This window comes from Flavobacterium sp. ASV13, assembly GCF_000745775.1.
In the GTDB taxonomy this organism is placed as follows: domain Bacteria; phylum Bacteroidota; class Bacteroidia; order Flavobacteriales; family Flavobacteriaceae; genus Flavobacterium.
Genome location: NZ_KN050752.1, coordinates 63,462 through 90,023 on the forward strand (window position 1 = coordinate 63,462; position 26,562 = coordinate 90,023).

Sequence of the window (26,562 nt, forward strand, 5' to 3'; positions counted from 1 at the left end):
CTAGATTATTATTTAGTAACTGCAGTTTCTGTATCACCTAATTGCCATTGTGTGACTTTTGGTGTAATAACGCTTCCATTTTTCAATAATGAAGTACCTCCCATGGCTATCTTGTCGCCAGGTTTTAAACCTTCTTCAATAATGTATCCATTTTGAACCGCTGGTCCTGGTTTTACAATTTGCATTTGCACTTTGTTATCATTCCCTAAAACATAGACCTGATAGATACCTTGTACTTCGATTACAGCACGTTGCGGAATTACAATGGCATCTTTACGAATGTCTGTAAGTAATGCAACTTTTGCATATTGACCCGGACGAAGCAATTTATCCGGATTTGGAAATGCGGCTTCAAATGTGATGGCACCAGTTGCAGGATCTATTTGTCGGTCTGTAAAACTCACTTTTCCTGTTTGAGGATAAGTCGAGCCGTCAGATAGTTTTAAAGAAACAGTTGCTCCTGAGCCTTTTAAAGCCGAATTTGGTTTGTTGAATTCTCTGTAAAGATGCAAAAATTCTTGCTCACTCATGGTGAAACGTACTCGCACATCTCCTAAATCTGAAATGGTGTTCAGAATAGATAGAGCGCCTGGACGTACATAGTCGCCTACTCTTACTTTAGAGATTCCGATTAATCCAGAAATTGGTGCAACAATTCGACAATAGCCTAACTCAATCTTTGCATTTTGAACAGATGCATCTGATGCCTTGATTTGCGCAATAGAAGCTGTGTAGGCTGATTTGGCCGAAACTAATTCTCTCTGGCTGACTGCATTCATTTTCGCCAGAGGAGTAATCATATCAAGATCGGATTTGGTTTTTGACAAAAGCGCTTGTGATTCTGCCGCATTTCCTTCAGCTTGATTAAGTTTCGCTTTATATGGCAAAGGATCAATTGTATACAGGAGTTGTCCTTTGGTAACAAAACTACCTTCCTTGAAATTTATACTTTCGATAACACCGTCGACTCGAGGATTAATTTGAATATCAGATTGACCAAAAGTTTGTCCAGTATATTCGGATTCTATTTTAACATCTTGTTGTACTACAGTTGTAACTGAAATTTCAAGTGGCTTGGGTTGTGGTGGAGCTTCTTTTTTGCAGGATAACAATAAAAAAAGTAAGAAAATTGCTGGAGGGTAGATTTTGTTCATTTTTAATTTTTTATTAAATTTTATTAAAACTCAACTAACTAAAAACCAAATAATTCCTTAGCTAAGTTAACATTTTTTTAATTACGATTTGAAATATTATTTTCATTTTGATTTTTTATTAAATTTATATCTAATTGATATTCAAATATTAATAAAACCGACCAAATGATGTAAAACATCGCTAAACTGCACTTTTTGTAAGAATGAATTTTTTAAGTGTCCAGTTTTAATTCTAAAAAACTCCTATTATGTCAAAAAAAAATAAAATAAAATCGAAGAATTTGAATAGCGATTCAAGCGATCTAAAAGCATTAAGTAAAAAAGAATTGCTGCATAGAGCCAAGAAGTTTTCAGAGCAATTTTGTGTAGGTGACGATAAAAATTTTACATTAAAGGACAAACCGACTTCTTATTTTGGCGATGAATCGAAATCAGCGATAAAAGAAGCTTTGCAAATGGGAGTAAAAGCATTGGCTGCCATGCAGGATACACTTTATGCTCAAGATAAATGGTCGGTTTTGCTTATTTTTCAGGCAATGGACGCCGCAGGAAAAGATGGCGCCATCAAGCATGTTATGTCTGGTATAAATCCGCAGGGCTGTCAGGTTTCTTCTTTTAAAGGCCCGAGTTCTGAAGAATTAGACCATGATTATCTTTGGCGTTGCCAAAAACATTTGCCGGAAAGAGGTCGCATCGGAATTTTTAATCGCTCTTATTATGAAGAAGTTTTAGTAGTTCGCGTACATGAACAAATTTTAAGAGGACAAAAAATCCCTGAAAAATTGATTACCGAAGATATTTGGGACGAGCGTTTTCAGGATATTCGAAACTTTGAAAAATATTTAAACAGAAATGGCACAGTTGTAATCAAGTTTTTTTTAAATCTTTCGAAAGAAGAACAAAAGAAAAGATTCATAGAAAGAGTTGATAATCCCGATAAAAACTGGAAATTCAGCGCCGCCGATGCCAAAGAAAGAGGTTATTGGGATGATTATATGTTTGCTTATGAAGAGTTGATCAAGAATACATCAACCAAAAAATCGCCTTGGTATGTAATTCCAGCCGATAATAAATATTATGCCCGAATTGCCATTGCTTCAGCCATTATTCATGCTTTGGATGAAATGGATTTGGAATATCCAAAAGTAAGCGAAGAAAAAATCGCGGAGCTAAATGCCGTCAAACAAGCATTGCTTGATGAAGAATAAATGTCTTATTATGTCAAACCTTTGTCGCTTTGTGCCTTTGGAACTATGAACCTTTTTCCCTATTTTTGCCGCTCAAAAAAAATATTCTTAACTTAAAACTGTTTATAGCATGCAACTGTATAACACTTTGAGCGCAGAAGAAAGAGCTATCATGATCGATGATGCTGGACAACAACGACTTACGTTGTCTTTCTATGCGTATGCCAAAATTGAAGATCCTAAAAAATTTCGCGATGATTTATTTGTAGCCTGGAATGCTCTCGATGCATTAGGCCGAATTTACGTTGCCAACGAAGGAATAAATGCTCAAATGAGTATTCCCGAAGAAAATTTAGAGGCTTTTAGAGCAACTCTTGAAGTTTATGATTTCATGAAAGGCATTCGTTTAAATGAAGCTGTAGAGCATGATGATCATTCCTTTTTAAAATTGACAATTAAAGTGCGCCATAAAATCGTTGCCGACGGTTTGAATGACGAAACTTTTGATGTAACTAATATTGGCGTTCATTTGAAAGCCAAAGAATTCAATGAGATTTTAGATGATCCAAACACCATTGTAGTTGATTTTAGAAATCACTACGAAAGTGAAGTTGGACATTTTAAAAACGCGATTACTCCAGATGTAGAAACTTTTAGAGAGAGTTTGCCAATCATCAACGAACAACTTCAAAACCATAAAGAAGATAAAAATCTGGTAATGTATTGTACTGGAGGAATTCGTTGCGAAAAAGCAAGTGCTTACTTTAAACACCAAGGTTTCAAAAATGTTTATCAATTAGAAGGTGGAATCATCAACTATGCGAAACAATTAAAAGAAGAAGGTTTAGAAAGCAAATTCATTGGTAAAAACTTCGTATTTGATAATCGTCTAGGCGAAAGAATCACAGATGATATTGTTTCACAATGCCACCAATGCGGAAAACCTTGCGATAATCATACAAACTGTGAAAACGACGGATGTCATTTATTATTTATTCAATGTGATGAATGTAAAGCGGCAATGGAAAATTGTTGTTCTTCAGAATGTTTAGAAATCATCCACATGCCTTTGGTTGACCAGGTTCGTTTGAGAACTGGGAAACAAGTTGGAAATAAAGTTTTCAGAAAAGGAAAATCGGAAAACTTGAAATTCAAACATTCAGGCGAATTGCCAGAAACTGCTTTGGCTACAGCACAAAAGCCAGCAGATATTCGTCAGAAAATAAAAGTAAAGAAAGTACTTCTTGGAAAAGCAGAACATTATTATGTAAAAGCACAAGTTGGACAATTCACAATAGAAAATCACGAATTAAATAGGGGTGATAAAATCCTTATTTCTGGCCCAACAACAGGAGATCAGCAATTGATTTTGGATAAAATTATTGTTGATGGTGCAGAAATTCAATCTGCTAAGATTGGTGATAAGGTTACTTTTGAAGTTCCATTCAGAATTAGATTATCTGATAAAGTATATAAGATTTTAGAATAGTTCCATCATATATAATCGAACATAAAATAAAAAGAGTCGCAATTGCGACTCTTTTTATTTTTAAACCTCTTGAATATTTTCAGGTATTATGTTTTCTTCGATTTCATCCCATTCTTTGGCTGTCCAGAATAAAGCAATATGTAGATTGTATAAGCCGATAGCGCCGTAAAGTAATAAACAAGTGTAATACAAACCGGTTTCCATATCTTGAAATAAAAAGAATAGTATCGCTATACCCACTAATGTAAAAGCGATCCAAATACCAAATCTAAAATATAATATAAAAACATACAGTAAGACAGCAGGTAAAACTAGGCAAATTAAGTATTCGCGACTTAATCCTATCTTAGCAATCGTGTGTATCGCATATATGGTTGCTAAAAATAAAATAAAGAACTGAAGCAAAGATCTATTTTGCTGATCTTTATTCTGCACTTCAAAATATTGAGTATCCGTTAATGGAATACTTTTGCGAAAAAATAGAAATAGCGGAATCAAATTAATTACCGGGATAAAACTAAAAAAGTAAATCCATAAAGGTTTTCTTCGTAGTGCACTCAATTGCAATAACAATAACTGAGAGAATAATAAATATACAAATGCAATTTGTAAAATAATGCGAAAAAACGTCAATAAAGTATATAAAATAGTCGAAAAAGTAGGATCTACAACTGCAAAAGCATATTGTGATACGTTTTCCGTCAAATTCAAATGAAGAGCAAACAAAGAACTGAATAAAATTATAAAGTGTGCTGTAAAATTTTTGTTTGTTAATAATGAAGTAGCAGGCATTTTTATAAAATTCTTGAAAGAGAATCCAGCATCTGATAGAAATATAAAATAGAAAAAAGATAATGGTATAAAAACTTTTATAAGCGCATTTCCATAAGAGTAAAGAGAAGTAAGGAAATCGTTAATCAGTATCACAGATCCAATTTTCTGATATATTGTACTTATGCTTATTACGGTAATCATTCCAATCAAATATCCCATCAGACTTAATTTTTCCCCATAAAGTATTTTTCTTCTAAACACACCATATAATGAATAGGTAGGGAAAAAATTCATAATAAAATAAATAGAATAAAGCGAGTTTAAAAATTCTAATCTATTAAGACCTGCATACATATAAACTATATCCAAAACTGTTGATGGCAAGAAGAGTAAGAGAATAAATTTAATTTTATTATACTTTTTTTCATAGACTGCTTCCCAACAAAGTACAACTACCATAATCAGAATATCGATAATTTTGTTTATGATTTCTGCCCAAACAGGTAGTTCTTTCGCCGAATCAAAGGAGTCAAATGCATCAAGTAAACCTAGACCTCCGGATCGTGGAATGTAAAAATTGTTAGTAATAAATTGCTTGATGATAAAAAGCAAGGCAGCAATAGCAAGGGGGTAGAGTATCTTTTTAAACTTTGAAAAATTAAAATGATAAAAGTAGTTTGTTTCGTCTTTTGGTTTGTCTAATAAAATTTCAGTATTCATTTAGTGGCTGAGGTTTGTTTTTGGGTTGGTTTAAAATATTTTTTTTGTACAAGTAAACTTAACAAATTTTAGTTCTCTTTCAGAATTATTTAAAGACAGAAAATTTCTTTTTTTATTTAACAAACCATTAGTTTTAATCGATATATGGCAGAATAAAAAAAATACTATCTTTACCGATTAAACGTTTATGAACTTAAGTTGCTTTTGCAACACTACATATATAATTATGGCATGTACAAGTTGTTCAACCTCAGATGGTGGCGCACCAAAGGGTTGTAAAAATAATGGGACTTGCGGCACCGATAGCTGCAATAAATTGACTGTTTTTGACTGGCTTTCAAACATGAGTCCGTCTAATGGAGAGGCAATTTTTGATTGTGTTGAGGTTCGTTTCAAAAACGGACGCAAAGAATTTTTTAGAAATTCTGAGAAACTAACTTTAAGTATTGGTGATATTGTAGCAACTGTTGCTTCACCAGGACATGATATTGGAATTGTAACTCTTACAGGCGAATTGGTAAAAATTCAAATGAAGAAAAAAGGAGTAAATCATGAAAGTAATGAAGTTCCAAAAATTTACAGAAAAGCATCTCAAAAAGATATCGATATTTGGTCAGTAGCGCGTGATCGCGAGGAACCAATGAAAGTTCGTGCACGTGAATTGGCAATTCAGCATAAATTAGAAATGAAAATTTCTGATATCGAATTTCAGGGTGACGGATCAAAAGCAACGTTTTATTATACGGCAAATGATCGTGTCGATTTTAGAATGCTGATTAAGGATTTTGCGAAAGAATTCAGCACCAGAGTCGAAATGAAACAAGTTGGTTTCCGTCAGGAAGCAGCGCGTTTAGGAGGAGTTGGTTCTTGTGGACGTGAGCTTTGCTGCTCAACTTGGTTAACTGATTTTAGAAGTGTAAATACATCTGCAGCGCGTTATCAACAATTGTCATTGAATCCTCAGAAATTGGCTGGACAATGTGGTAAACTTAAATGTTGTCTTAACTATGAGTTAGATACTTACATGGATGCCTTAAAAGATTTCCCGGATTATGATACTAAATTAGTAACCGAAAAAGGAGATGCTGTTTGTCAAAAACAAGATATTTTTAAAGGCTTAATGTGGTTCGCTTATACTAATAATTTTGCAAACTGGCATGTTTTAAAAATTGATCAGGTAAAAGAAATTATTGCTGAGAATAAACAGAAAAACAAAGTTTCTTCGTTAGAAGATTTTGCAATTGAAGTAACTTCAGAACCTGAAAAAGACTTTAATAATGCAATGGGTCAGGAAAGTTTAACTCGTTTTGACCAACCAAAAAGAAAGAAAAAACCAAATCGCAAACGCAAACCAAATGCTGAAAATGCAGTAGTTGCCGCGGCACCGAGCAAACCACAGCAAGGAAATAATAACAACAATAACAAGCAAGGCGGAGGAAATCCGAATAAATCGAATAAGCCTCACAACAAGCAAAATCATTCTAATAAAAACAAACCAAATGAAAATAAACAGAATGAAAACAAGCCAGCTGAGCCTAGAAAACCAATAATTATTACTAAAAATGAGAATAAAAAATAGCGGAATTCTTCTTTTGGTTGCAATACTACTCTTCTCTTGTGATAAGAAAAGAGTGTTTGATGAGTACAAATCCGTTGGGAGTGCTTGGCACAAAGACAGCGTTGTTACTTTTAATTTGCCAGTTTTAGATTCTACCAAAAAATACAACTTATTTGTAAATTTGAGAGATAACAACAATTACCCTTTCAATAATTTGTTTTTGATTGTTGCTATTGAAACGCCAAGCGGTTTTACAAAAGTAGATACGTTAGAATATCAAATGGCAAATCCGGACGGAACTTTGTTAGGAAACGGTTTTACAGACATAAAAGAAAGCAAGCTGTTTTATAAAGAAGATGTGAAGTTTAAAGGAAAATATAAAGTTCATATTAAACAAGCTGTTAGAGAATCAGGCAAAATTCCTGGTGTTGAAGCTTTAGAAGGTATTACAGACGTAGGTTTTAGAATAGAACAAAAAGATTAGAAATAATTATGGCAGCTAAGAAAAACAATCAATCAAATAGCGTTAAAGATATTAATTACTATAAAAAGAAGTTCTGGCGGGTTTTTGCTTATACTTTGCTAGGTATTTTGGCTTTCTTTTTATTTGCCTCTTGGGGATTATTCGGTTCAATGCCATCTTTTGAAGATTTGGAAAATCCGGATTCAAATTTAGCTACTGAAATTATTTCTTCTGATGGAGTTGTAATTGGTAAATACTTTAAAACCAATAGATCTCAGTTGAAATATTCTGATTTGCCAAAAAGTTTGGTTGAAGCATTAGTTGCGACAGAAGATGCACGTTTTTATGAACATTCTGGAATTGATGGACGTGGAACTTTAAGAGCCGTTTTTACTTTAGGAACAAATGGTGGTGCGAGTACTTTAACACAACAGCTTGCAAAACAATTATTTCACGGTGAAGGTTCTAAATTTTTGCCTTTCAGAATTGTTCAGAAAATAAAAGAATGGATTATCGCCATTCGTCTGGAAAGACAATATACCAAAAACGAAATTCTGGCAATGTATTGCAATGTCTATGATTTCGGAAATTATTCTGTTGGAGTAAGTTCGGCAGCGCAAACTTATTTCTCTAAAGATCCAAAAGATTTAACAATGGATGAATCGGCTATTTTAGTCGGAATGTTCAAAAACTCTGGATTATATAATCCAGTTCGTAATCCGCAAGGTGTAAAAAATCGTCGTAATGTGGTGCTTTCGCAGATGGAAAAAGCAAAGATGATTACCACTGCAGAAAAATTGAGATTACAGGCTTTGCCAATTACATTGAAGTTCAAACTTGAAAGTCACCGTGAAGGAACGGCTACTTATTTCAGAGAATATCTTCGTGATTACATGAAAAAATGGGTCGCTGAAAACAAAAAACCAGATGGTTCTGATTATGATATCTACAAAGATGGTTTGAAAATTTATACGACTATCGATTCAAGAATGCAGCTTTATGCGGAAGAAGCAGTTTCTGAACACATGAAAAATCTTCAACAGCAATTTTTTATTGAAATGAAAACCAATAAAAATGCACCTTTCGTAAATATCACTCAGGCTGAAACAGATAGAATCATGATGCAGGCAATGAAAAATTCTTCACGCTGGGCTATCATGAAAGATATGGACAAAAGTGAAGATGATATTATCGCATCATTCAAAGTAAAAACACAAATGAGAATTTTTACTTGGAAAGGAGAGCGTGACACTATCATGACGCCATTAGATTCTATTCGTTACTACAAACACTTTTTACAGTCTGGTTTGATGGCAATGGAACCTCAAACTGGAAATATCAAAGCTTGGGTTGGAGGTATCAATTATAAATATTTTCAATACGATCACGTTGGGCAGGGAGCTAGACAAGTTGGTTCTACTTTCAAACCATTTGTTTATGCAACTGCTATTGAACAGTTGAATATGTCTCCTTGTGATTCTATTTTGGATGGACCTTTTATGATTCACAAAGGACGTCACCACGTAACAGAAGATTGGGAACCAAGAAACTCTGATAACAGATATCGCGGAATGGTTACCTTAAAACAAGGTTTGGCGAATTCTATTAATACCGTTTCGGCTAAATTAATTGACAGAACTGGTCCTGAAGCAGTTGTTGAATTGACAAAAAAATTAGGAGTTAAAACTGAAATCCCAGTTCAGCCTTCAATTGCTCTTGGAGCGGTTGATATTACAGTTGAAGATATGGTTGCGGCATATAGTACATTTGCAAATCAGGGAGTTTATGTAAAACCACAATTTTTAAGCAGAATTGAGAATAAAAGCGGTGAGGTTATTTATGAACCAATTCCGGAATCTCATGATGTTTTAAATAAAGATATTGCTTTTGCAGTAATTAAATTATTAGAAGGTGTTACAGAAACTGGTTCTGGAGCACGTTTACGTACACAAGGCGGTGGAAGCGGTGATAATCGTTGGACAGGATATCCTTATATGTTCAAAAATCCAATTGCGGGTAAAACCGGAACAACGCAAAACCAGTCAGACGGTTGGTTTATGGGAATGGTTCCAAATTTAGTAACTGGAGTTTGGGTTGGTTGTGAAGATCGTTCAGCACGTTTCAAAAGTTTGACTTACGGTCAAGGTGCAACAGCAGCATTACCGGTTTGGGCTTATTTTATGAAAAAATGCTACGCTGATGAAGCACTTCAAGTTTCAAAATCGGAATTTGAGCGTCCGGCTAACCTTTCGATAAAAGTGGATTGTTATCAAAGACCTGCAGTAGTAAAAGACACTACTCAGACAGATCAAAATACAGACGAATTTGAGTTGTAAACTTAATTTGGCTTTAAAATAAATTTATCCTTTTGAAATCTTCTAAAATCTGGAAGAGGACAAAAGGATATTTTTTTTGATAAAATTTTATTTTTTACGAAATCGATATAATTCAATCTAAAAATCTTATTTTTATCAAAAATATATAGTAATAAAGACACTTTGTTATGATAACAAAAAAAGTAAATAATGTTCATGATGCAATTCAAGGAATTGAAAGCAGTATGACAATAATGTTTGGCGGTTTTGGTTTATGCGGAATTCCTGAAAATACTATTGCCGCATTGGTTAATACTTCGATTTCAGATTTAACCTGTATTTCTAATAATGCAGGAGTTGATGATTTTGGTTTGGGATTGCTTTTACAAAAGAAACAAATCAAAAAAATGATTTCCTCTTATGTTGGCGAGAATGCTGAGTTTGAACGTCAGATGCTTTCAGGCGAACTTGAAGTTGAACTTACACCTCAAGGAACTTTAGCAGAACGTTGCCGAGCAGCTCAGGCGGGAATTCCTGCTTTTTTTACTCCGGCAGGTTACGGAACAGAAGTTGCCGAGGGAAAAGAATCTCGTGAGTTCAACGGGAAAATGCATATTATGGAGGAAGCCTTCAAAGCCGATTTTGCAATTGTTAAAGCATGGAAAGGCGATGAAGCTGGGAATCTTATTTTCAAAGGAACTGCCCGAAACTTCAATGCATGTATGGCAGGAGCAGGAAAAATAACAATTGCTGAGGTTGAAGAATTAGTTCCTGTCGGGACTTTGGATCCAAATCAAATTCACATTCCAGGAATTATGGTACAGCGTATTTTTCAGGGAGAAAAATTCGAAAAGAGAATCGAGCAAAGAACTGTTAGAACGAAGAATTAGATAATTGAGAAAATGTGACAATTAGATAATTATTTTTCCAATTATCTAATTATCAAATTCTCTAATTGACACATTATAAATATGGCACTTAGTAAAGAAGATATAGCAAAACGAATTGCAAAAGAAGTAAAAGACAGATATTTTGTAAACCTTGGAATCGGAATTCCGACATTGGTTGCGAATTATGTAAGAGAAGATATTGCAGTAGAATTTCAAAGTGAAAATGGTGTCCTCGGAATGGGGCCATTTCCGTTTGCAGGCGAAGAAGATGCCGATATTATAAATGCAGGAAAACAAACTATTACAACGCTTCCGGGAGCAAGTTTCTTTGATTCTGCTTTTAGTTTCGGAATGATTCGCAGCCAAAAAGTCGATTTAACGATTCTGGGCGCAATGGAAGTTTCTGAAAACGGAGATATTGCCAATTGGAAGATTCCGGGGAAAATGGTAAAAGGAATGGGAGGTGCAATGGATTTAGTAGCTTCTGCCGAAAATATCATCGTTGCCATGATGCACGTGAACAAAGCAGGCGAATCTAAAATCTTAAAAAAATGTACTTTGCCATTAACAGGCGTAGGATGCGTTAAAAAGGTTGTAACTGAGCTTGCAGTTCTCGAAGTGACTAAAAATGGTTTTAAGCTCTTAGAACGAGCGCCAGGGGTTTCTGTTGAGCATATCATCGCATCAACGGAAGCTGATTTGATCATTGAAGGTGAAATTCCTGAAATGATTTTTTAAATAGGGTTCAAAGTGACAAAGGTTCAAAGTGACAAAGGTTCAAAGTGACAAAGTAATTTATAGTAAAAATAAAAAACCGCCCATAAGGCGGTTTTTCTATTTAAAAACTTTGTTCCTCTGTACCCATGAGCCTTTGGAACTTAAAAGTTTAATTTAAATTAAATGAAGCTCCTAAACTGAAAGTAGCTTGATTGTTTAAGTGATCAAATACATCATTATCACTGCTGTATTTTGCAATTGGAAAACCAATTTCTGTGAAAACACCAAATCCGTCAGTAAAGAAATAACGACCTCCGATGTGACCTCCAAAATTTTTCAAACCTAAACTTAAACCTGGGTAAACATCTAATTGTTCAACTCCAATAACACTGCTTAAGTTAGCATTAATTCTTGCTTTTGCATCAAAACGATCTTTGAATTCTGGTTTGTAATCATTGTATGGAGTTGGGTGATCACCATAAATTCCGTTAAAATTGTTTACACCAAGTAAATAATTTGAAACAAAACCAAAAGAGAAATTTTCTCCTAAACCAAAATCAACAGAACCCTGAATTCCAGAACCACCATCTTGTAGATTAGCACCAACATTTACTCTGATATCTCCTTTGCCTGTAAAAGCTTTTTGAGCATTAACAAATCCAAATGATACTAAAAACAAGAGTGTAATAACTTTTTTCATAAAATTAAATATTAATTATTTTGCGGTGCAAATGTATATTTAATATTTTAATTCCTACCTTTTTCGTCAGGATATAATTCATTTAACGGTTCGCTTTGCCAGAACTCCTTTGTATCCACATTCATAATCGTCAAAGGCCCTTTAAAAGCAGCGCCTGTATCAACATTCCAAACACAAGCTTTGTTTACAGGAACCGTTTCTCCAATTCGAGTAACAGGAGTGTGTCCAATATAAATTTCTTTATAAACCGTAAAACGTTTTGGATAATATAAATCATCGGGTGTTAAAGCTGGGTTCAAAGCAAGTGCCGATTCCCAAAGTGTTCTGTCCCAGTAAAATAATTTCGGAAAATATTCCCAGACCACACCATTTAAATTGGTGAATCCGGCGTGAACAAAAAGACGGTTTTCATCATCCAGATAATAGTCTTTCAAAGATTCTAAAAAAGCAATATGAGTTTTCTTCTTTTCCTCAGAAAGTTTAGAATATCCTTCAACAGTAGCTTTTCCGCCATGTTTGTACCACATTTCTTCATCAAAATCTTCATGCCTGTTTTCAAGCCAGTCTAGTGCCAGCTGATCATGATTTCCTCTGATGCAAATGCATTTTTGTTTGCTTTTAAGGTCAATTAAAAAATCGATGACTTCAGCAGACTGACTCCAGCCGTCTACATAATCACCTAGAAAAATAAGAGTATCTTCGGTAGTAACTTTGGCTTTATTCAACACTTGCTCAAGTGCGCGTAATCCTCCGTGTATGTCGCCTATAACAAATGTTCGCATTATTTAAATTTTCGAGTAGAAGAACAAAAATAGAAAGAATAATTGGTTTCAACTCAATGATTTTTTATTCTTTAAAGATTGGTATTATTTATAACTATTTGCCGTGACTTTTTATTGCTTTACTTTTTAAATTTGCAATATGTCAGAAGTGCCAACATATCGAAAAATTATTCATATTGACATGGATGCTTTTTATGCTTCTGTCGAGCAGATGGATAATCCTGCTTTGCGAGGAAAACCTGTGGCAGTTGGTGGTTCTGAGAATCGGGGAGTGGTTTCGGCTGCAAGTTACGAAGCCAGGAAATTTGGTGTTCGGAGTGCTATCAGCGGAGTTTTGGCAAAAAAATACTGTCCAGAAATTATTTTTGTTCGTCCGAGATTTGATCGCTACAAAGAGATTTCGTCTAAAATCCATAAAATTTTTCATGAATATACTGATTTGGTTGAGCCACTTTCGCTTGACGAGGCTTATCTTGACGTAACGCAAAATAAAAAAGGAAATCCAAGTGCGAGTTTGCTTGCTCAGGAAATTAGACTGCGAATTCTCAATGAAGTTGGACTTACGGCATCTGCCGGAATTTCAGTAAACAAATTTGTTGCTAAAATTGCCAGCGATGTGAATAAACCTAACGGACAAAAAACGGTAAATCCAGATGAGATTTTAGCTTTTTTAGAAGAATTGCCGATTCGGAAATTTTATGGTGTTGGGAAAGTAACCACCGAAAAAATGTATCAGCTTGGGATTTTTACCGGAGCCGATTTAAAAAGCAAAACAATAGAATTTCTGGAAAAACATTTCGGGAAATCTGGTGCTTTTTATTATAAAGTAGTTCGCGGAATTCATAACAGCGAAGTAAAAGCGCATCGGATAACAAAATCGGTCGCTGCAGAACATACTTTTGATGTTAATTTATCTTCTGAAATTTTTATGCTTGAGCAGCTTGATAGAATTGCAGCTTCATTAGAAAAACGGTTGAAAAGGCACAAAATTTCAGGTAAAACAGTTACTCTTAAAATAAAATACAGTGATTTTACACAACAAACCCGAAGCAAAACACTTCCTTATTTTATTTCAGATAAAAGTCTGATTTTAGAAATTGTGGAAGAATTATTGTATCAAGAACGAATGAAAGATTCTGTACGATTGCTCGGAATTTCGCTAAGTAACTTAAATACAGAGGAAAAGAAAGCAGTTGTTGTGCAATTGAAATTTTCTTTTTGATTTGTTATAATCTTTGAAATTACGGTTTTCCGTAAAGAAAACTCAAGTTTTCGTCTTATCTTTGAGAGAATAGTCATCTAATTTAAATCGCTCCAATATGAAAAACGCTAACCCTGAAGAAGCATCTTATCGTTATTCGGTTCCAATCTTGGCTTGGGATTTTCACTATGAATATATAAATGAATTGAAAGCCATGACTGCCGATTTGAAAAGGTTGCATACGATTTCATCTCAATATGCATGGAATGAAAGAGAACTTAAAATAGAAGAACGAATTAAAAATGAAGTAATTGTAATAACCGATTTGAATTTAAAAATCGTTTTTGCATCCAGTAAAATTAAAAGAATGACAGGTTATACCGAAGCAGAAATTTTAGGAAACACACCTAAAATGTTTCAAGGCCCGGAAACGTGTCCATATGTTTTACAAGAAATTAGAGAAGCAATTCAGTTAAAAACCTCGTTTGAAAAGACAATTGAAAACTACAAAAAAAACGGAAAGGTATACAGTTGTCACATCAACGGTTTTCCTGTTTATAATTGGAAAGGAGAAGTTTCGCATTTTATAGCATTTGAGAAAAATGCGCTTAGTGCATAATATTTAAAGCAAAAAATATATAAATAAAAAACCGCCTTTTGGGCGGTTTTTTATTTATAAAGAAAACTTAGAATCTCAGTATCTTAGAACCTTAGTGTCTTAGACTATAAATTCTCGAAGAAATCATTTCCTTTATCATCAGTAATGATAAAAGCAGGGAAATCTTTCACGGTAATTTTACGAACCGCTTCCATTCCTAATTCTTCAAAATCAACAACTTCAACTTTCAAAATATTGTCTTGGGCCAAAATAGCAGCTGGACCTCCAATAGAACCAAGGTAGAACCCTCCGTATTTGTTGCAGGCATCCGTAACTTGTTTCGTACGATTTCCTTTAGCCAGCATTACCATACTTCCGCCATTTTTCTGGAATTCGTCCACATAAACATCCATACGTCCAGCTGTTGTTGGGCCAAAACTTCCTGAAGCCATTCCTTCCGGAGTTTTTGCTGGTCCAGCGTAATAAACTGGGTGATTTTTGAAATATTCCGGCATTGGTTTTCCGGCATCTAGTAATTCTTTAATCTTTGCGTGTGCAATATCTCTTGCAACGATAACAGTTCCGTTTAATTTTAAACGGGTTTTGATAGGGTATTGAGATAATTTTGCTAAAATATCTGCCATTGGCTGATCTAAATCAACTTCAACCGGAGCTTCTAAATGTGGCGCTGTTTCCGGTAAAAATTGTTTCGGATTTACTTCTAATTGCTCAACGAAGATTCCGTCTTTTGTAATTTTCCCTTTAATGTTTCTATCTGCAGAACAAGAAACTCCTAATCCAACCGGACAAGAAGCCGCGTGACGAGGTAAACGGATTACACGAACATCATGCGTGAAATATTTTCCACCAAACTGAGCGCCAATTTCACTTTCCTGGCAGATTTTCTGAACACGTTCTTCCCATTCTAAATCACGAAATGCCTGACCAGCCATGTTTCCTGAAGTTGGTAAATGATCATAATATCCTGCAGATGCTTTTTTAACGGCACTTAGGTTCGCTTCCGCAGAAGTTCCACCAATAACTAAAGCCAAGTGATAAGGAGGACAAGCCGAAGTTCCTAAATCTTTGATTTTTGCACGAATAAATGCATCTAAAGATTTATCATTCAATAATGATTTTGTTTGCTGATATAAATAAGTCTTATTTGCAGATCCTCCACCTTTTGCCATAAACAAGAACTCGTAAGAAGCTCCTTTTTTAGCATAAATATCAATTTGAGCCGGAAGATTTGAACCTGAATTCTTTTCTTCAAACATCGAAATCGGAACGATTTGAGAATAACGTAAGTTACGCTTTTGGTACGTATTGAAAATTCCTTTGCTTAACCATTCAGCATCATCAACACCAGTGAAAATACTTTCACCTTTTTTGGCCATTACAATTGCTGTTCCAGTATCCTGACAGCTTGGTAATTGACCTTCGGCAGCAACAGAAGCATTTTGAAGCAAATTGTAAGCAACAAAACGATCGTTGTCAGTAGCTTCAGGATCGTCAAGAATGTTTCTTAATTTTTGTAAATGTGTCGTTCTAAGCATGAACGAAACATCTGTCAAGGCTTCTTCAGCCAATAATTCTAAACCTTTTGGATCTACTGTTAAAACCTCACGTTCTCCAAATTTTTCAACTTTTACAAAATCAGAGGTGATTTTGCGGTATTGTGTCTCATCCTTTAAAATTGGATAAGGATCTTGGTATATAAAATCAATCATTGTTTTGTTTTTTTACAAAGTTAGAAATTATTTACCTAAGAAAGAATTTGAATTAGGGGCGTTTGTGTGGATATAGATAATTAAAATCGTTATTGTTTTAAACTGGACTGAAGTCCAGCTCTACAATATGGGCCGAGCCGCTGGCTCTTTTTAAAGTTCCGGAGGAACGATTTATTTTGTAGGGCTGGACTTCAGTCCAGTTTTGCTTAAGTTATATTAAATTTTCAAAAACGCATCTTTCGTCAAATTTGACATTATAATTATTTAAAAAGGAGGAATATTCATCCCTGAAATTTTGTTTTTTGTGATGTTTTTCTTGATTTGAAATATATTTATAAACGGCATCAATATGAGATTTGCTATATGAAAAAACACCATAACCTTCTTGCCATTCAAATTTGCATTTAGTCAATTGATGATCATTGATAAATTTTGATGATTTGCCTTTTACAATTTTCATTAAATCTGAAATTGAAACAGTTGGTTTAAGTGCTAAAAGACAGTGAACATGATCTTCGGTGCCGTTTACAATAATTGTTTTACAACCTGTTTCATTGATCAAATTTCCAATTACACTTAAGATTTTAGATTTGCATTCAGGAGTAATTAAAGCTTCTCGGTATTTGACTGCAAAAACGGCTTGGATATAAACTTGATGAAAGGTGTTTGACATTTTGTAATAAACTTAAAAGATTGAATTTTAATCTCAAAATTACAAAATAATCTTACAAAAAGATGCAATTAAATCATTTATATGGTTAAACTGGACTGAAGTCCAGCTCTACAATATAGTTCGAGCTGCTGGCTCTTTATAAAGTTCCGGAGGAACGATTTATCTTGTAGGGCTGGACTTCAGTCCAGTTTAATGTATATGTTAATTTTTTAAAAAAACCAAGTCGCCACAAAAATAGCCGTAATCACACAAATCAAATCAACCAAAAGCATCGTGCCCAAAGCGTAGCGCGTATTTTTGATATTCACAGAACCAAAATAAACCGCAATTACATAAAACGTACTTTCAGCACTACATTGGAAAATACTGCTTAATCTTGCCGTTAAAGAATCGGCACCAAAAGTATTCATTGAATCAATTAAAAATCCTCTTGATCCTGCAGAACTAAACGGACGTAGCATCGCAACTGGCAACGCATTTGTGATTTCCTGGCTTACACCTAAATTTGAAAATACAAATCCAATTCCGTCACTGATGATTTCGAATAATCCGCTGTTTCTGAATAATGAAATTGCAACCAACATTCCCAAAACATAAGGGAAAATAGTAACTCCGGTTTTAACTCCGTTGTTTGCTCCAACAACAAAAGTGTCGAAAACAGTAGTGTCAGCTTCTTTGAATTTTTTCTCGTGCGTGAAAGAGAAAATCAAAGTAAAAAGAACAATTGTAAGTAAAATTAAACCTGAAAGGTTAGAAGTAAAGTAGTTTTTTCCGATTAAATCCAAATGATTCACATACATCAGTAAACCTACAATTGCAGCAATCATAGTAATTAAGCCGATTACAAGTGAAGCACTTTTAAAATTGATTTTTTGTTTAATTCCAACAATTAGGAAAGCTGCAATTGTACCAATAAACGAAGTAATAACGCATGGAAGAATTACATCGGCTGGATTTGTTGCGTTTGCAGCAGCGCGATAACCAATAATTGAAGTCGCAATCAAAGTCAAACCAGAAGCATGCAGACACATAAACATGATTTGTGCATCGCTGGCTTTATCTTTTTCGGGATTTATTTCCTGTAAACTTTCCATTGCTTTTAATCCAAATGGTGTTGCGGCCGAATCTAATCCGAGGAAATTGGCAGCAAAGTTTAAAGTCATATAAGAAATCGACGGGTGATTTTTAGGAATAGTTGGAAACACTTTTACAAAAACTGGACTTAAAGTTTTAGCTAATTTTCCTGATGCTCCAGAAATAATTAAAAGTTCCATTAATCCGCAGAAAAAGGCTAAATAGGCAATAAGGGGAAGAATTAAATCAACCAAAGTGCTTTTGCAAGTCGGCAATAAACCGTCAGATTTTTGAAGACCACTGTAAATTTTTACCGTTTTATTTTTGTAAACATAAGTCGTGTCGGCATTTAGCGTATCACGATTGATAATCATGGTTTGATCTTTCGCTTTTGAAATGCTGTCTTTGATGAAAGCAGGAAGTTCTTCGATGTATTTTTCAGAAACTAAAATTGGGTCGTCTTTTTTTCCATTCAAAACAGAATCAATAGTGTAAGTATTGGCAGTGAATAAACTGACTACAATAAAGAGAATCGAAGAAATAAAAATCGCTAACCAAAATCTGCTTAATACCATAATTGTAATTTTTTGTAAATGTAATTATTTAGCAATAATAAGCATAAAGATTTAAGTAGCGAAACGAGAAGTAATCGCTAAAAAGAACAATTCTTTACTTAAAATCCTATTTATTCGATAATAACTTTCGTTTCCAGATACTTTTCAAAAGATTTAATTTCTTCGAAAAGAAGCTGTTTTTTGCTTGATTCAGTTTCGTCAAAAAATTCGGTTTCGATTCTGACGTGATCTTTTTTAATCGTTCTTTTCCAGATTCCGATTACTTTTCCGTTTTCTAAAATTATCGGTTTGAAAATACCATTATTGGTAAAAACCTTCGATTGATTTTGTGCCAAAAAGGAAGCTTCACGAGTTTTGTACGAAATTAAAATTTCATCAAAAGCAGGAAGAAAGTGAATGCTTTTCTTGAAGTTAGCGTTTTCAATTTCTTGATTAACAAAATAATAAATTTGATTTTTGATTTCAATACTATTTAATTGCAATATAATTGCATCAATGGTTTTTTTGCAAATAGTAGGCGGAAAACCGGACCACCACGAAAAATCAAGCAAAGTTGCCGGACCATGACTTTCAAAATATCTTAGAGCAAGTTTTGCTAAAGCTTCTTCTTTTGTTAATTTATTTTTTGGCTTCGGAACTCTTTCTTCAAGTAAAGCATAAGTGATTTGTTTGCCTTTCATTTTTCCGTTACAAACTAAACCATCTAATTCGGCATTCATCATAATGGCTGCGCTTAGAAAATCTTCTTTTGAAGTTTTGCTAATGCCAAGTTCTTGCATGATTTCGTCTCGAGTCAAATGATTGTTTCCCGCTAAAAGCTTTTCGATTGCATTATTGGTCTGATCAAGTTTTTTTGCATCATAACCAAATTTTTTGGCTGCAGAAGCTGTAAAACGTTTCACTTGTGGCGCAGAAAGATCCAACATCCAATAAATATCTTCAGCGGAAACAAAATGCCAGGTTGGACGCAAAATATGTGTCCGAATAATTTTGGCCGAATTCACAGCTTTTTCAATCTCTTTTTCGCTAGCATCGCAACGAGAACCAATCGCCCATTTTGCCATTGCATAATCCTGCGCCTGCATTGCTCCAAAATGATAAACAACTTCTTGCGGAGAGCAATTGGTCTCTTTGTACAATTTTTGAGCAACCAAACGATGGTGTGAAATTTCAGAATGAATCATTTTTAAAACTTTTTATTAAACCATATAAGTGATATAAGTTCATGATAAGAAACCTCAGTATCTTAGCAACTTAGTCCCGAAGCCTCGGGATAGCATCTTAAAAAAAATCAGACATGAATAATTTCGTCATCAATCAATAAATCTTCACGTCGTAAACGAAGAAAAATCTGGGCAACAGCAATAGTATCTTTTTCGCAATATGTTACAATTCGGTCAATGTCTTTTTCTACGTAAAAAACATGTGCCACCTGACTTCCGTCGATATCGCCTTTTGGAGAAGGAACTCCAAGAATTTTTGTCAATAATTTTAAAGAAGTAAAATGCTTGTAATCACCAAACTTCCATAATTCTAAAGTATCCAAATGTGGAATTTCCCAAGGTTTTTTCCCAAATAAATTCAGTTTATCCGGAATTGCAATTTGGTTGATGATCATTCGGCGGGCAATAAACGGAATATCGAATTCCTTTGCATTATGTCCGCACAAAAGATGTTGTGGCTGATTGAAGTGATTATTCAGAAGATTATTGAAGTCTTTCAGAATCTTTTTCTCATCGCCAAAAAACGATGTCACTCTAAAATTTCGAATATCCCCTTTGATGGTGAAAAAGCCAACTGAAATACAGATAATCTTACCAAACTCCGCCCAAATTCCGGCACGATCATAAAATTCTTCGGGTGTGAAATCGTCTTTTCGCTGATATTGCGTTTTTAAATCCCAAAGCGATTGCATTTCCGCGTCAAGCGAATTGAAGTTTTCTTCTTCCGGAACGGTTTCAATATCAAGAAATAAAATGTTATTGAGGTTTATTTTTTCAATCATTATTTAGACATCTTAGATGTTAGATTTTTAGACTTCTTAGATTTATAAAAGTACGAAAAATCAATCTTTACATAAGAATTAACTTATTTTTTAAAACAAACTTTGCTGTTTACTTGGATTTTCATGTTCCAAAAGCCATTTTTTACGAGATAATCCGCCGGCGTATCCGGTTAAAGATCCGTTTGTCCCAATAACGCGATGGCAAGGAACCACAATCCAAAGCGGATTTTTTCCATTTGCCGATGCTACAGCTCGAATCGCTTTTACATCGCCCAATTTTTTGGTCTGATCCATATAACTTACTGTTTTTCCGTACGGAATTTCCAATAATGCTTTCCAGACTTTTTGTTGAAATTCGGTACCTTGTGGATTCAGTTTTAAGTCGAAATCGGTTCTTTTGCCTTCAAAATATTCATTTAATTGAGAAACAGCATCTTTTAAAACTTTTGGGATTTTTTTAGAAACTTCATTTGTGCCAACATCAGAAACAGAAATTACCGAAATACCATTTTCATCTCCAACAATTTTGGTGATTCCTAAAGGCGAATTGATGTAAGCTGTTTCCATTTTTTTATTTTAATCACAAAGTTCGCGAATATTTTTGAATCCTATCTGTTGTATAGGTTCATTTGCAATTTAAGGCAGATTTTACCAGCCGCCGCCTCCGCCACCGCCGCCACCTCCACCGGAGCTTCCTCCGCCAGAACTTCCACTACTTGAGCTGCTTGAAAATGTATTGTAGGTAGAACTAAAATGTGTCATCATTTTAATCGAAAATCCCGAAGAACCTTCAGAGGTTCTTATCCAATTATTGGTGTAGTTCAGTTTTTTTAAAATAGTAGTGAATTTTAGATTCCATTTGTCTTCAATTCCTAATGCAAAGGCATAAGGCAGATTTTCTTCATAAATGTGTATTGAAGTTGCGTTTTCTTCGGGTTTGTAATCTAATAAATACTGTTTCAGTTTTTTGATTTGAAATTTTGTTTCAATTCCGAGTTGGGTATAAACGCTTATCAAACTTAAATAGATACTAAATCCGAAAATTATTAGAAAGAGAACCAACAAATTCAGGACAGAATAGCTTTTGTCTACATTGCTTGCAAAAAATGATGCAAAGCAAAAAACGCCCGAAAAGATTGACAGGAAAAAACACAAGAAACTGGAGCCGTAGTCTTGTTTAATAATTGTTTGTATCATGCCTCTGAGAAGCAAGATAGTAAATATCAGAAGCGTAAAACCAAAAATAGCGGCCCCAAAAATGGTTCCTTTTGCAATGTAACAATATCCCAATAATGCCGGAATTGTAATTGCAAAACCTATTAAAATTTGTTTGTAATTGCTCGAAAAATAATCTTTTAAATTGTATTGGCTTTCGAGCGATTTCTCAAGTGCTTCTTTGGCTTTATCAAAGATTAAATAGGTTTTTTTATCAATTTCGAAAGAATCATTTTCTTCGAATAAAGCTTCTAAAACTGCATTTTCTTCTTTGGATAAATCGGTCGTTATACTTCTTTTTTTAAGGGAATATTGAAACTCATCTGCCCAATTTTCTTTTCCATTATCGGAAATTTCAATGGCCCCTTTTTTTGAAAGATTAATTATCGCAATCAAAAGTGTTTGCGAACTGACATATCTTTCTTTTATGTAGTGTAATGAAGTTGCAGAATAGAGGTTTTTCAGATCGATTTTGCTGTTTTCATTTTTTAACAATGGATCCTCGCCATATCTTTTCCACGAAAAATAATAAAATACAAAGCAAATCGAAACCACACCAATTGCAAGTAGCATTTTATCTAGCGCTAAGAATTCCTCCATTTTATAATGAGGAGAGAAAAATGGCTGATGAACAATTCCTTTAGGAAAGCCTGCTGCAACAGTAAAACCTTCTTCTTTTTTTAGATTTTTGGAAGTAAAATAAATACAATTGTCAACTATTTTAGAGTTGCATTCATGTGCTTTCGATCCTAAAATTCCGGTGTAACAAGATGTTTGAAAAGCTTTAGCAGATTTTGGTAAAATTATTTTTGCGCTAACATTTTCAATTTCAAACTGCCAGTAGTTTCCGGTAACATTCCAATAAATTTCGTCAAATTCATCATAAGAATGTGTTTGCGCTTCAACCTCATAAGTCACTTTGTAAGTGTAAGTTCCTTCTGGAAGCGAATAATCTTTGTCGCCAATATAGATTTTAAATGTTTCACTATCTGAATCGATATGATATAATTCTTTGAGACCGTCGCGGGTAACATTTAAAACAGTGTAAAAATTATTTTTAGAAACTTTTGGCGAGTCAGTCGTCGACGGAAGTTCTCTAAATATACCGTGATCGATTTGCTCACCTTTAGCATAAACTTTAATCGTTTCTGTAACGATAATATTCCCATTTTCTTTTAAGAGAATGTCTGCGTGAAATTGTTTTATCTTTTCGGGATTTTCACCGGAAGAATAAGCTTCGTCCTGAGCGTAACTTTGGAAAAATGAAAGTAATAAAAAGCAAATTGAAAATAGAAAGCGGAGTTTTTTCATGTTGAAAAACAATTATTTTTATGAAGGAAAAATAGTGTTTTTATTTTAAAATCTGTGAATTGTAAGTTTTAATAATCAGCCAATCCAAATTTATAATCTAAAAATTGCTCAATTTTTTCGCTTGAAATAACCTTTTTAATATTCGATTTTTCAGAACTGAATTTCGGTAAAACCAGATTTTGTTCTTTTGCTTTTTGGGTATAATATTCCTCTCTTGTTGGGTGAAAAGGCGCAACGGCGTTGAAAACTTCGTTCCATTTTGACTGGTTTATGATTTCCTCAATAATGCCGATGCAATCATTTTGATGAATCAAATTTACTAGAGCATCTGGATTTTCAAGGTTTTCTTTTCCTGATAAATGTTTTACAGGATGACGATCTTCGCCGATTAATCCGCCGAAACGTAAAATTGTTGTTTGGAAGTTTTTGTTTTCAAGAAGAATATTTTCAGCCAAAAGCAATTGTTTGCCGCTTTCTGTTTCAGGATTAGGAACGGTTTTTTCGTTTATGAAATCATTTTCATCGCCGTAAACGGAAGTTGAACTCACAAAAAGTACTTTCTCAACAGATGATTTCTCTATAAACGGAATTAGATTTTTGATTTTTTCGACAAAAACTTTCTTTTCAGCGTTTGGATCGACCGCTCTCAATTTTGGCGGAATATCTATAATTAAGATTTCACTTTCAGATAAAAAAGCATTTACGCTTTCTGAAATACTTTCGCTTTCCAGCGCAACCAAAAACGGATTTATTCCCGAATTTTTTAAAATTTCGAGTTTATTTTCTGAAGTTGTTGAGCCGTTTATCGAATTTCCTTTTTCAATCAGTTTTTTTGCCAAAGGAAATCCTAGCCAGCCGCAACCAAGTATACTTATTTTTGTCATTTTTTGTTTGCTTTGAGTAATAATCTCGCCAAGTCGCTAAGACGCTAAGTTTAATTTTCTTTGCGACTCTGCGACTTTGCGAGATTAAATAACTTCAGTTTTATTTATATCACAAAGTTAGCGTAAATCGAACTTTATCTTTTCCTTTTGCACCAATTCTCTTGTAAAATTTAATTGCTCGTTCATTAAATTCTGGAGTCTGCCATTGAATATTTACGCAATTGTTTTGAGTTCCGATTTCCTTGAGCTTCTCAATTAAAACTTCTCCAATTCCAAAACTTCGTGCGTTTTCTTCTAAAAACAAACAATCCATATATAAAAATGTCGAAGCATCCCAGGTTGAAAAATCAAAAGTGTACGAAACATAACCAACAATTGTTTCTTTTGTGGTAACAACCATACAGAATAATTTGGGTTTTTCGCTGAATAAAGCATTCTTTAGATTTTCTTTTTTTCCTTCAGAAGAGAATTCGGCTTTTTCGAATTCTGCGTGTTTTTGAAGTAAAACTAAGAGTTTAGGTAAATCAGAGATTTCACAATTTCGGATTAAATATTCCATTGTAAATTAATTTCGGTTTGAAGAAAATTGATGAAATGATGGAAATAATCCGGATAATTTTCATTCGCGCGGGTTGCGATGAAATGTTTTCGTTTCAAACCATTTTTCCCGACTTTAATCGCTTTGATCGGACTTGACTTTAGATGCGGCTGAAGCGCCCATTTTGCCATTGACATTACGCCCATATCGGCTTTTACCATTTCCAGAGATGCTTCTGTCAGTGGCATTGGTGTAATTTTTTTTGGTGAAACTTTGGCTGGAGCCAAAAGAAATTGGTGAATGGTTACGGTTTCCATCGGAAGCGAATGAATAATCAAATGTTCATTTATAAAATCCTCTGCAACAACATATTTTTTATCAGCCCACGGATGATTTTCAGAAACCGCCATTACGACTTCGTCTTGAAAAAGCTCGGTATATTTAATGTTATTGTCTTTTATGGTGTCGCTTACAACGGCAATATCGATAGTATTATCCAAAAGTTTTTGAAGCGGAATATGAGTCGCTTCGGCAACAATTTTCAATTCGACATTAGGATAAAGCAAATGAAATTGTTTCATAACCGATGGAAGCCAGTGGTAACTGGAAAAACATTCGGTACTGATTCGGATTTCGCCATATTCGCCAAAAACCATTTGTTTGATTTGCGTTTGGGTTTCAGTGAGTTTGTTTAGGATTTCGTTAGCTAAATCATAGATTTTTTCGCCTGCTTTTGTTAAAACCAATTTTTTATTGGTTCGCAAAAAAATGGCCGTACCCAGTTGATATTCCGCTTCTTTGAGCTGATGACTCAATGCTGATTGCGTCAAATGAAGTTTGTCGATTGCTTTTGTGATGCTTCCTTCTTCAACAATTGCTTTTATCAATTTTAAGTGACGTATTTCCATTTTTAGACTATTAATACACAAAGTAACAAAATTTTAGAGTGGCTTTTGTATGAAAAAAAGTAATGTTCTGCATGAATTCTTTTCGTTTTTATGAAAGCTGAAACCGTTTTACTTTTGGAAAAACAAAAACCTTTAAAACAACAAACTATGGAAGCGCAAATCAAACATTACGAAAATAAACTGGCCTTTGAAATGGATCCTTCTGATTTATTTGAAGCTTTAAATAATGGTGAAAAAGTAATTGCACTTGATGCCAGAAAAGCTTTTGGATTTGAAGCAGAACATATTCCGAATGCGATTAATATTCCGCATCGCGAAATGAATTTAGAAACTACTCAACATTTAGATCGAGACGTTTTGTATGTTACGTATTGCGACGGAATTGGTTGTAATGCTTCAACCAAAGGCGCTTTGAATATGACAAAATTAGGATTTAATGTGAAAGAATTAATTGGCGGAATCGAGTGGTGGAAGTTTGACGGTTATGCAACAGAAGGCACAAAAGGAGTGAAGGAAGGATTGAAAATTGAATGTGCATGTTAGAACAAAGGTTCAAAAGGTGCAGAGGTACAAAGTGACAAAGGTTTCTCAGCATATCTAAAAAAACACAAAGCACTATTTTTCATAGTGCTTTTTTAAATCTTTGTCCCTCTGTCGCTTTGCTCCTTTGAACCTAAATCTTAACCTTCAACCAAAGCTTTTAAACCTTGTAAAATTGGATTTTCTTCGCCTTGTGGTTCTTCCTGAACAGCTCCGGGACGATTATCTTCCTGAATAATTTGAAGTTTTACTTTTTGATTTTCTTCAGATAAAACATAATTCATGATGAAATAGTTCTCTGGTTTATCTTCTAATCCCGGTCTTGGGAAAAATAAAGAGTAACTGATTTTCTGATTTGGAACTACTTCTAAAACCGTTCCCCATTGTTCAAAAACCTGGCCTTCCCATTCATTTCTAAATCGTATTTCACTGCCTTTCTCCCAGTTTGTGACGAGGTCACTTCCGTATTGCCATTGTTTCACCAATTCTGGTTTTGTCAAGGCATTCCATACTTTTTCGATTGGGGCATTCAGAACGATTGTAGAAATATTTGTTGCCATT

General features: G+C 34.2%; 25 protein-coding genes. 10 read left to right on the plus strand and 15 right to left on the minus strand.

Annotated features, from left to right (window positions below; all coding sequences use genetic code 11):
• Nucleotides 1–8 precede the first annotated feature (8 nt).
• Complete coding sequence (locus tag GQ47_RS20875; protein WP_035652684.1) at nt 9–1,154, minus strand: efflux RND transporter periplasmic adaptor subunit; 1,146 nt, start codon at nt 1,152–1,154, stop codon at nt 9–11.
• Nucleotides 1,155–1,402: 248 nt separating this feature from the next.
• On the opposite strand from GQ47_RS20875, the gene GQ47_RS20880 reads away from it, so the two are divergent.
• A complete protein-coding gene (locus tag GQ47_RS20880; RefSeq protein WP_081909400.1) occupies nt 1,403–2,362 on the plus strand; it encodes a polyphosphate kinase 2 family protein in 960 nt (319 codons plus the stop codon).
• 109 nt (nt 2,363–2,471) lie between these two features.
• Complete coding sequence (locus GQ47_RS20885; protein WP_035652686.1) at nt 2,472–3,830, plus strand: oxygen-dependent tRNA uridine(34) hydroxylase TrhO; 1,359 nt, start codon at nt 2,472–2,474, stop codon at nt 3,828–3,830.
• A gap of 60 nt (nt 3,831–3,890) precedes the next feature.
• On the opposite strand, the gene GQ47_RS20890 is transcribed toward GQ47_RS20885, so the two are convergent.
• The gene (locus tag GQ47_RS20890; protein WP_035652687.1) at nt 3,891–5,324 is read right to left on the minus strand and encodes a hypothetical protein; all 1,434 of its coding nucleotides are present in this window, start codon (nt 5,322–5,324) and stop codon (nt 3,891–3,893) included.
• Between the two features lie 226 nt (nt 5,325–5,550).
• Here GQ47_RS20890 and GQ47_RS20895 point away from each other — a divergent pair, with 226 nt between their 5' ends.
• The 5 genes from GQ47_RS20895 (at nt 5,551) to GQ47_RS20920 (ending at nt 11,288) form a co-directional block, all read left to right on the plus strand.
• On the plus strand, nt 5,551–6,903 hold the full coding sequence (locus tag GQ47_RS20895) for a PSP1 domain-containing protein (RefSeq protein WP_035652688.1): 1,353 nt from the start codon (nt 5,551–5,553) through the stop codon (nt 6,901–6,903).
• Nucleotides 6,887–7,366, plus strand: coding sequence for a gliding motility lipoprotein GldH (locus tag GQ47_RS20900; protein ID WP_035652691.1), 480 nt, complete (start codon nt 6,887–6,889; stop codon nt 7,364–7,366). The genes GQ47_RS20895 and GQ47_RS20900 overlap by 17 nt, the downstream gene beginning before the upstream one ends.
• Nucleotides 7,367–7,374: 8 nt before the next feature.
• Nucleotides 7,375–9,681 (plus strand): penicillin-binding protein 1A, encoded by a 2,307-nt coding sequence (locus tag GQ47_RS20905; RefSeq protein ID WP_035652693.1) that lies wholly within the window; start codon nt 7,375–7,377, stop codon nt 9,679–9,681.
• 167 nt (nt 9,682–9,848) lie between these two features.
• Nucleotides 9,849–10,550, plus strand: coding sequence for a CoA transferase subunit A (locus GQ47_RS20915; RefSeq protein ID WP_035652698.1), 702 nt, complete (start codon nt 9,849–9,851; stop codon nt 10,548–10,550).
• A gap of 81 nt (nt 10,551–10,631) precedes the next feature.
• Nucleotides 10,632–11,288 (plus strand): 3-oxoacid CoA-transferase subunit B, encoded by a 657-nt coding sequence (locus GQ47_RS20920; protein ID WP_035652701.1) that lies wholly within the window; start codon nt 10,632–10,634, stop codon nt 11,286–11,288.
• Nucleotides 11,289–11,436: 148 nt separating this feature from the next.
• Here GQ47_RS20920 and GQ47_RS20925 read toward each other — a convergent pair whose 3' ends face one another.
• On the minus strand, nt 11,437–11,967 hold the full coding sequence (locus GQ47_RS20925) for a DUF6646 family protein (RefSeq protein ID WP_035652704.1): 531 nt from the start codon (nt 11,965–11,967) through the stop codon (nt 11,437–11,439).
• Nucleotides 11,968–12,014: 47 nt separating this feature from the next.
• Complete coding sequence (locus tag GQ47_RS20930) at nt 12,015–12,749, minus strand: metallophosphoesterase family protein (protein WP_035652707.1); 735 nt, start codon at nt 12,747–12,749, stop codon at nt 12,015–12,017.
• Nucleotides 12,750–12,888: 139 nt separating this feature from the next.
• On the opposite strand from GQ47_RS20930, the gene dinB reads away from it, so the two are divergent.
• Entirely contained in the window at nt 12,889–13,971 is a 1,083-nt protein-coding gene (dinB, locus tag GQ47_RS20935) for a DNA polymerase IV (protein ID WP_035652710.1), read from the plus strand.
• Between the two features lie 97 nt (nt 13,972–14,068).
• Entirely contained in the window at nt 14,069–14,569 is a 501-nt protein-coding gene (locus GQ47_RS20940; RefSeq protein ID WP_035652712.1) for a PAS domain-containing protein, read from the plus strand.
• 104 nt (nt 14,570–14,673) lie between these two features.
• On the opposite strand, the gene GQ47_RS20945 is transcribed toward GQ47_RS20940, so the two are convergent.
• The 10 genes from GQ47_RS20945 to GQ47_RS20990 form a co-directional block, all read right to left on the minus strand.
• Entirely contained in the window at nt 14,674–16,278 is a 1,605-nt protein-coding gene (locus tag GQ47_RS20945; protein WP_035652715.1) for a fumarate hydratase, read from the minus strand.
• Between the two features lie 211 nt (nt 16,279–16,489).
• Complete coding sequence (gene tnpA / locus GQ47_RS20950) at nt 16,490–16,951, minus strand: IS200/IS605 family transposase (protein WP_035652718.1); 462 nt, start codon at nt 16,949–16,951, stop codon at nt 16,490–16,492.
• Nucleotides 16,952–17,160: 209 nt separating this feature from the next.
• Nucleotides 17,161–18,600: a nucleoside recognition domain-containing protein gene (locus GQ47_RS20955; RefSeq protein WP_035652720.1), complete on the minus strand. Its 1,440-nt coding sequence runs from the start codon at nt 18,598–18,600 to the stop codon at nt 17,161–17,163.
• A gap of 110 nt (nt 18,601–18,710) precedes the next feature.
• On the minus strand, nt 18,711–19,784 hold the full coding sequence (locus GQ47_RS20960) for a winged helix DNA-binding domain-containing protein (RefSeq protein ID WP_035652722.1): 1,074 nt from the start codon (nt 19,782–19,784) through the stop codon (nt 18,711–18,713).
• Between the two features lie 107 nt (nt 19,785–19,891).
• Nucleotides 19,892–20,605, minus strand: a complete 714-nt coding sequence (locus tag GQ47_RS20965; RefSeq protein WP_035652725.1) for a 3'-5' exonuclease — start codon at nt 20,603–20,605, stop codon at nt 19,892–19,894.
• Nucleotides 20,606–20,695: 90 nt separating this feature from the next.
• Nucleotides 20,696–21,172 (minus strand): methylated-DNA--[protein]-cysteine S-methyltransferase, encoded by a 477-nt coding sequence (locus tag GQ47_RS20970; protein WP_035652727.1) that lies wholly within the window; start codon nt 21,170–21,172, stop codon nt 20,696–20,698.
• 81 nt (nt 21,173–21,253) lie between these two features.
• Nucleotides 21,254–23,131, minus strand: coding sequence for a DUF2207 domain-containing protein (locus GQ47_RS20975; RefSeq protein WP_035652730.1), 1,878 nt, complete (start codon nt 23,129–23,131; stop codon nt 21,254–21,256).
• 68 nt (nt 23,132–23,199) lie between these two features.
• On the minus strand, nt 23,200–24,015 hold the full coding sequence (locus tag GQ47_RS20980) for an NAD-dependent epimerase/dehydratase family protein (RefSeq protein WP_035652731.1): 816 nt from the start codon (nt 24,013–24,015) through the stop codon (nt 23,200–23,202).
• A 109-nt stretch (nt 24,016–24,124) separates the two neighbouring features.
• A complete protein-coding gene (locus GQ47_RS20985) occupies nt 24,125–24,574 on the minus strand; it encodes a GNAT family N-acetyltransferase (protein WP_035652733.1) in 450 nt (149 codons plus the stop codon).
• Nucleotides 24,562–25,461 carry a LysR family transcriptional regulator gene (locus GQ47_RS20990; RefSeq protein WP_035652734.1) on the minus strand — a complete coding sequence of 300 codons (900 nt, stop codon included), beginning with the start codon at nt 25,459–25,461 and terminating at the stop codon, nt 24,562–24,564. Before GQ47_RS20990 ends, GQ47_RS20985 begins: the two co-directional genes overlap by 13 nt.
• Nucleotides 25,462–25,608: 147 nt before the next feature.
• Between GQ47_RS20990 and GQ47_RS20995 the strand changes: the two genes are divergently transcribed.
• On the plus strand, nt 25,609–26,004 hold the full coding sequence (locus GQ47_RS20995; protein ID WP_035653501.1) for a rhodanese-like domain-containing protein: 396 nt from the start codon (nt 25,609–25,611) through the stop codon (nt 26,002–26,004).
• A 137-nt stretch (nt 26,005–26,141) separates the two neighbouring features.
• Here GQ47_RS20995 and GQ47_RS21000 read toward each other — a convergent pair whose 3' ends face one another.
• On the minus strand, nt 26,142–26,561 hold the full coding sequence (locus GQ47_RS21000; protein ID WP_035652738.1) for an SRPBCC family protein: 420 nt from the start codon (nt 26,559–26,561) through the stop codon (nt 26,142–26,144).
• Nucleotide 26,562 lies beyond the last annotated feature (1 nt).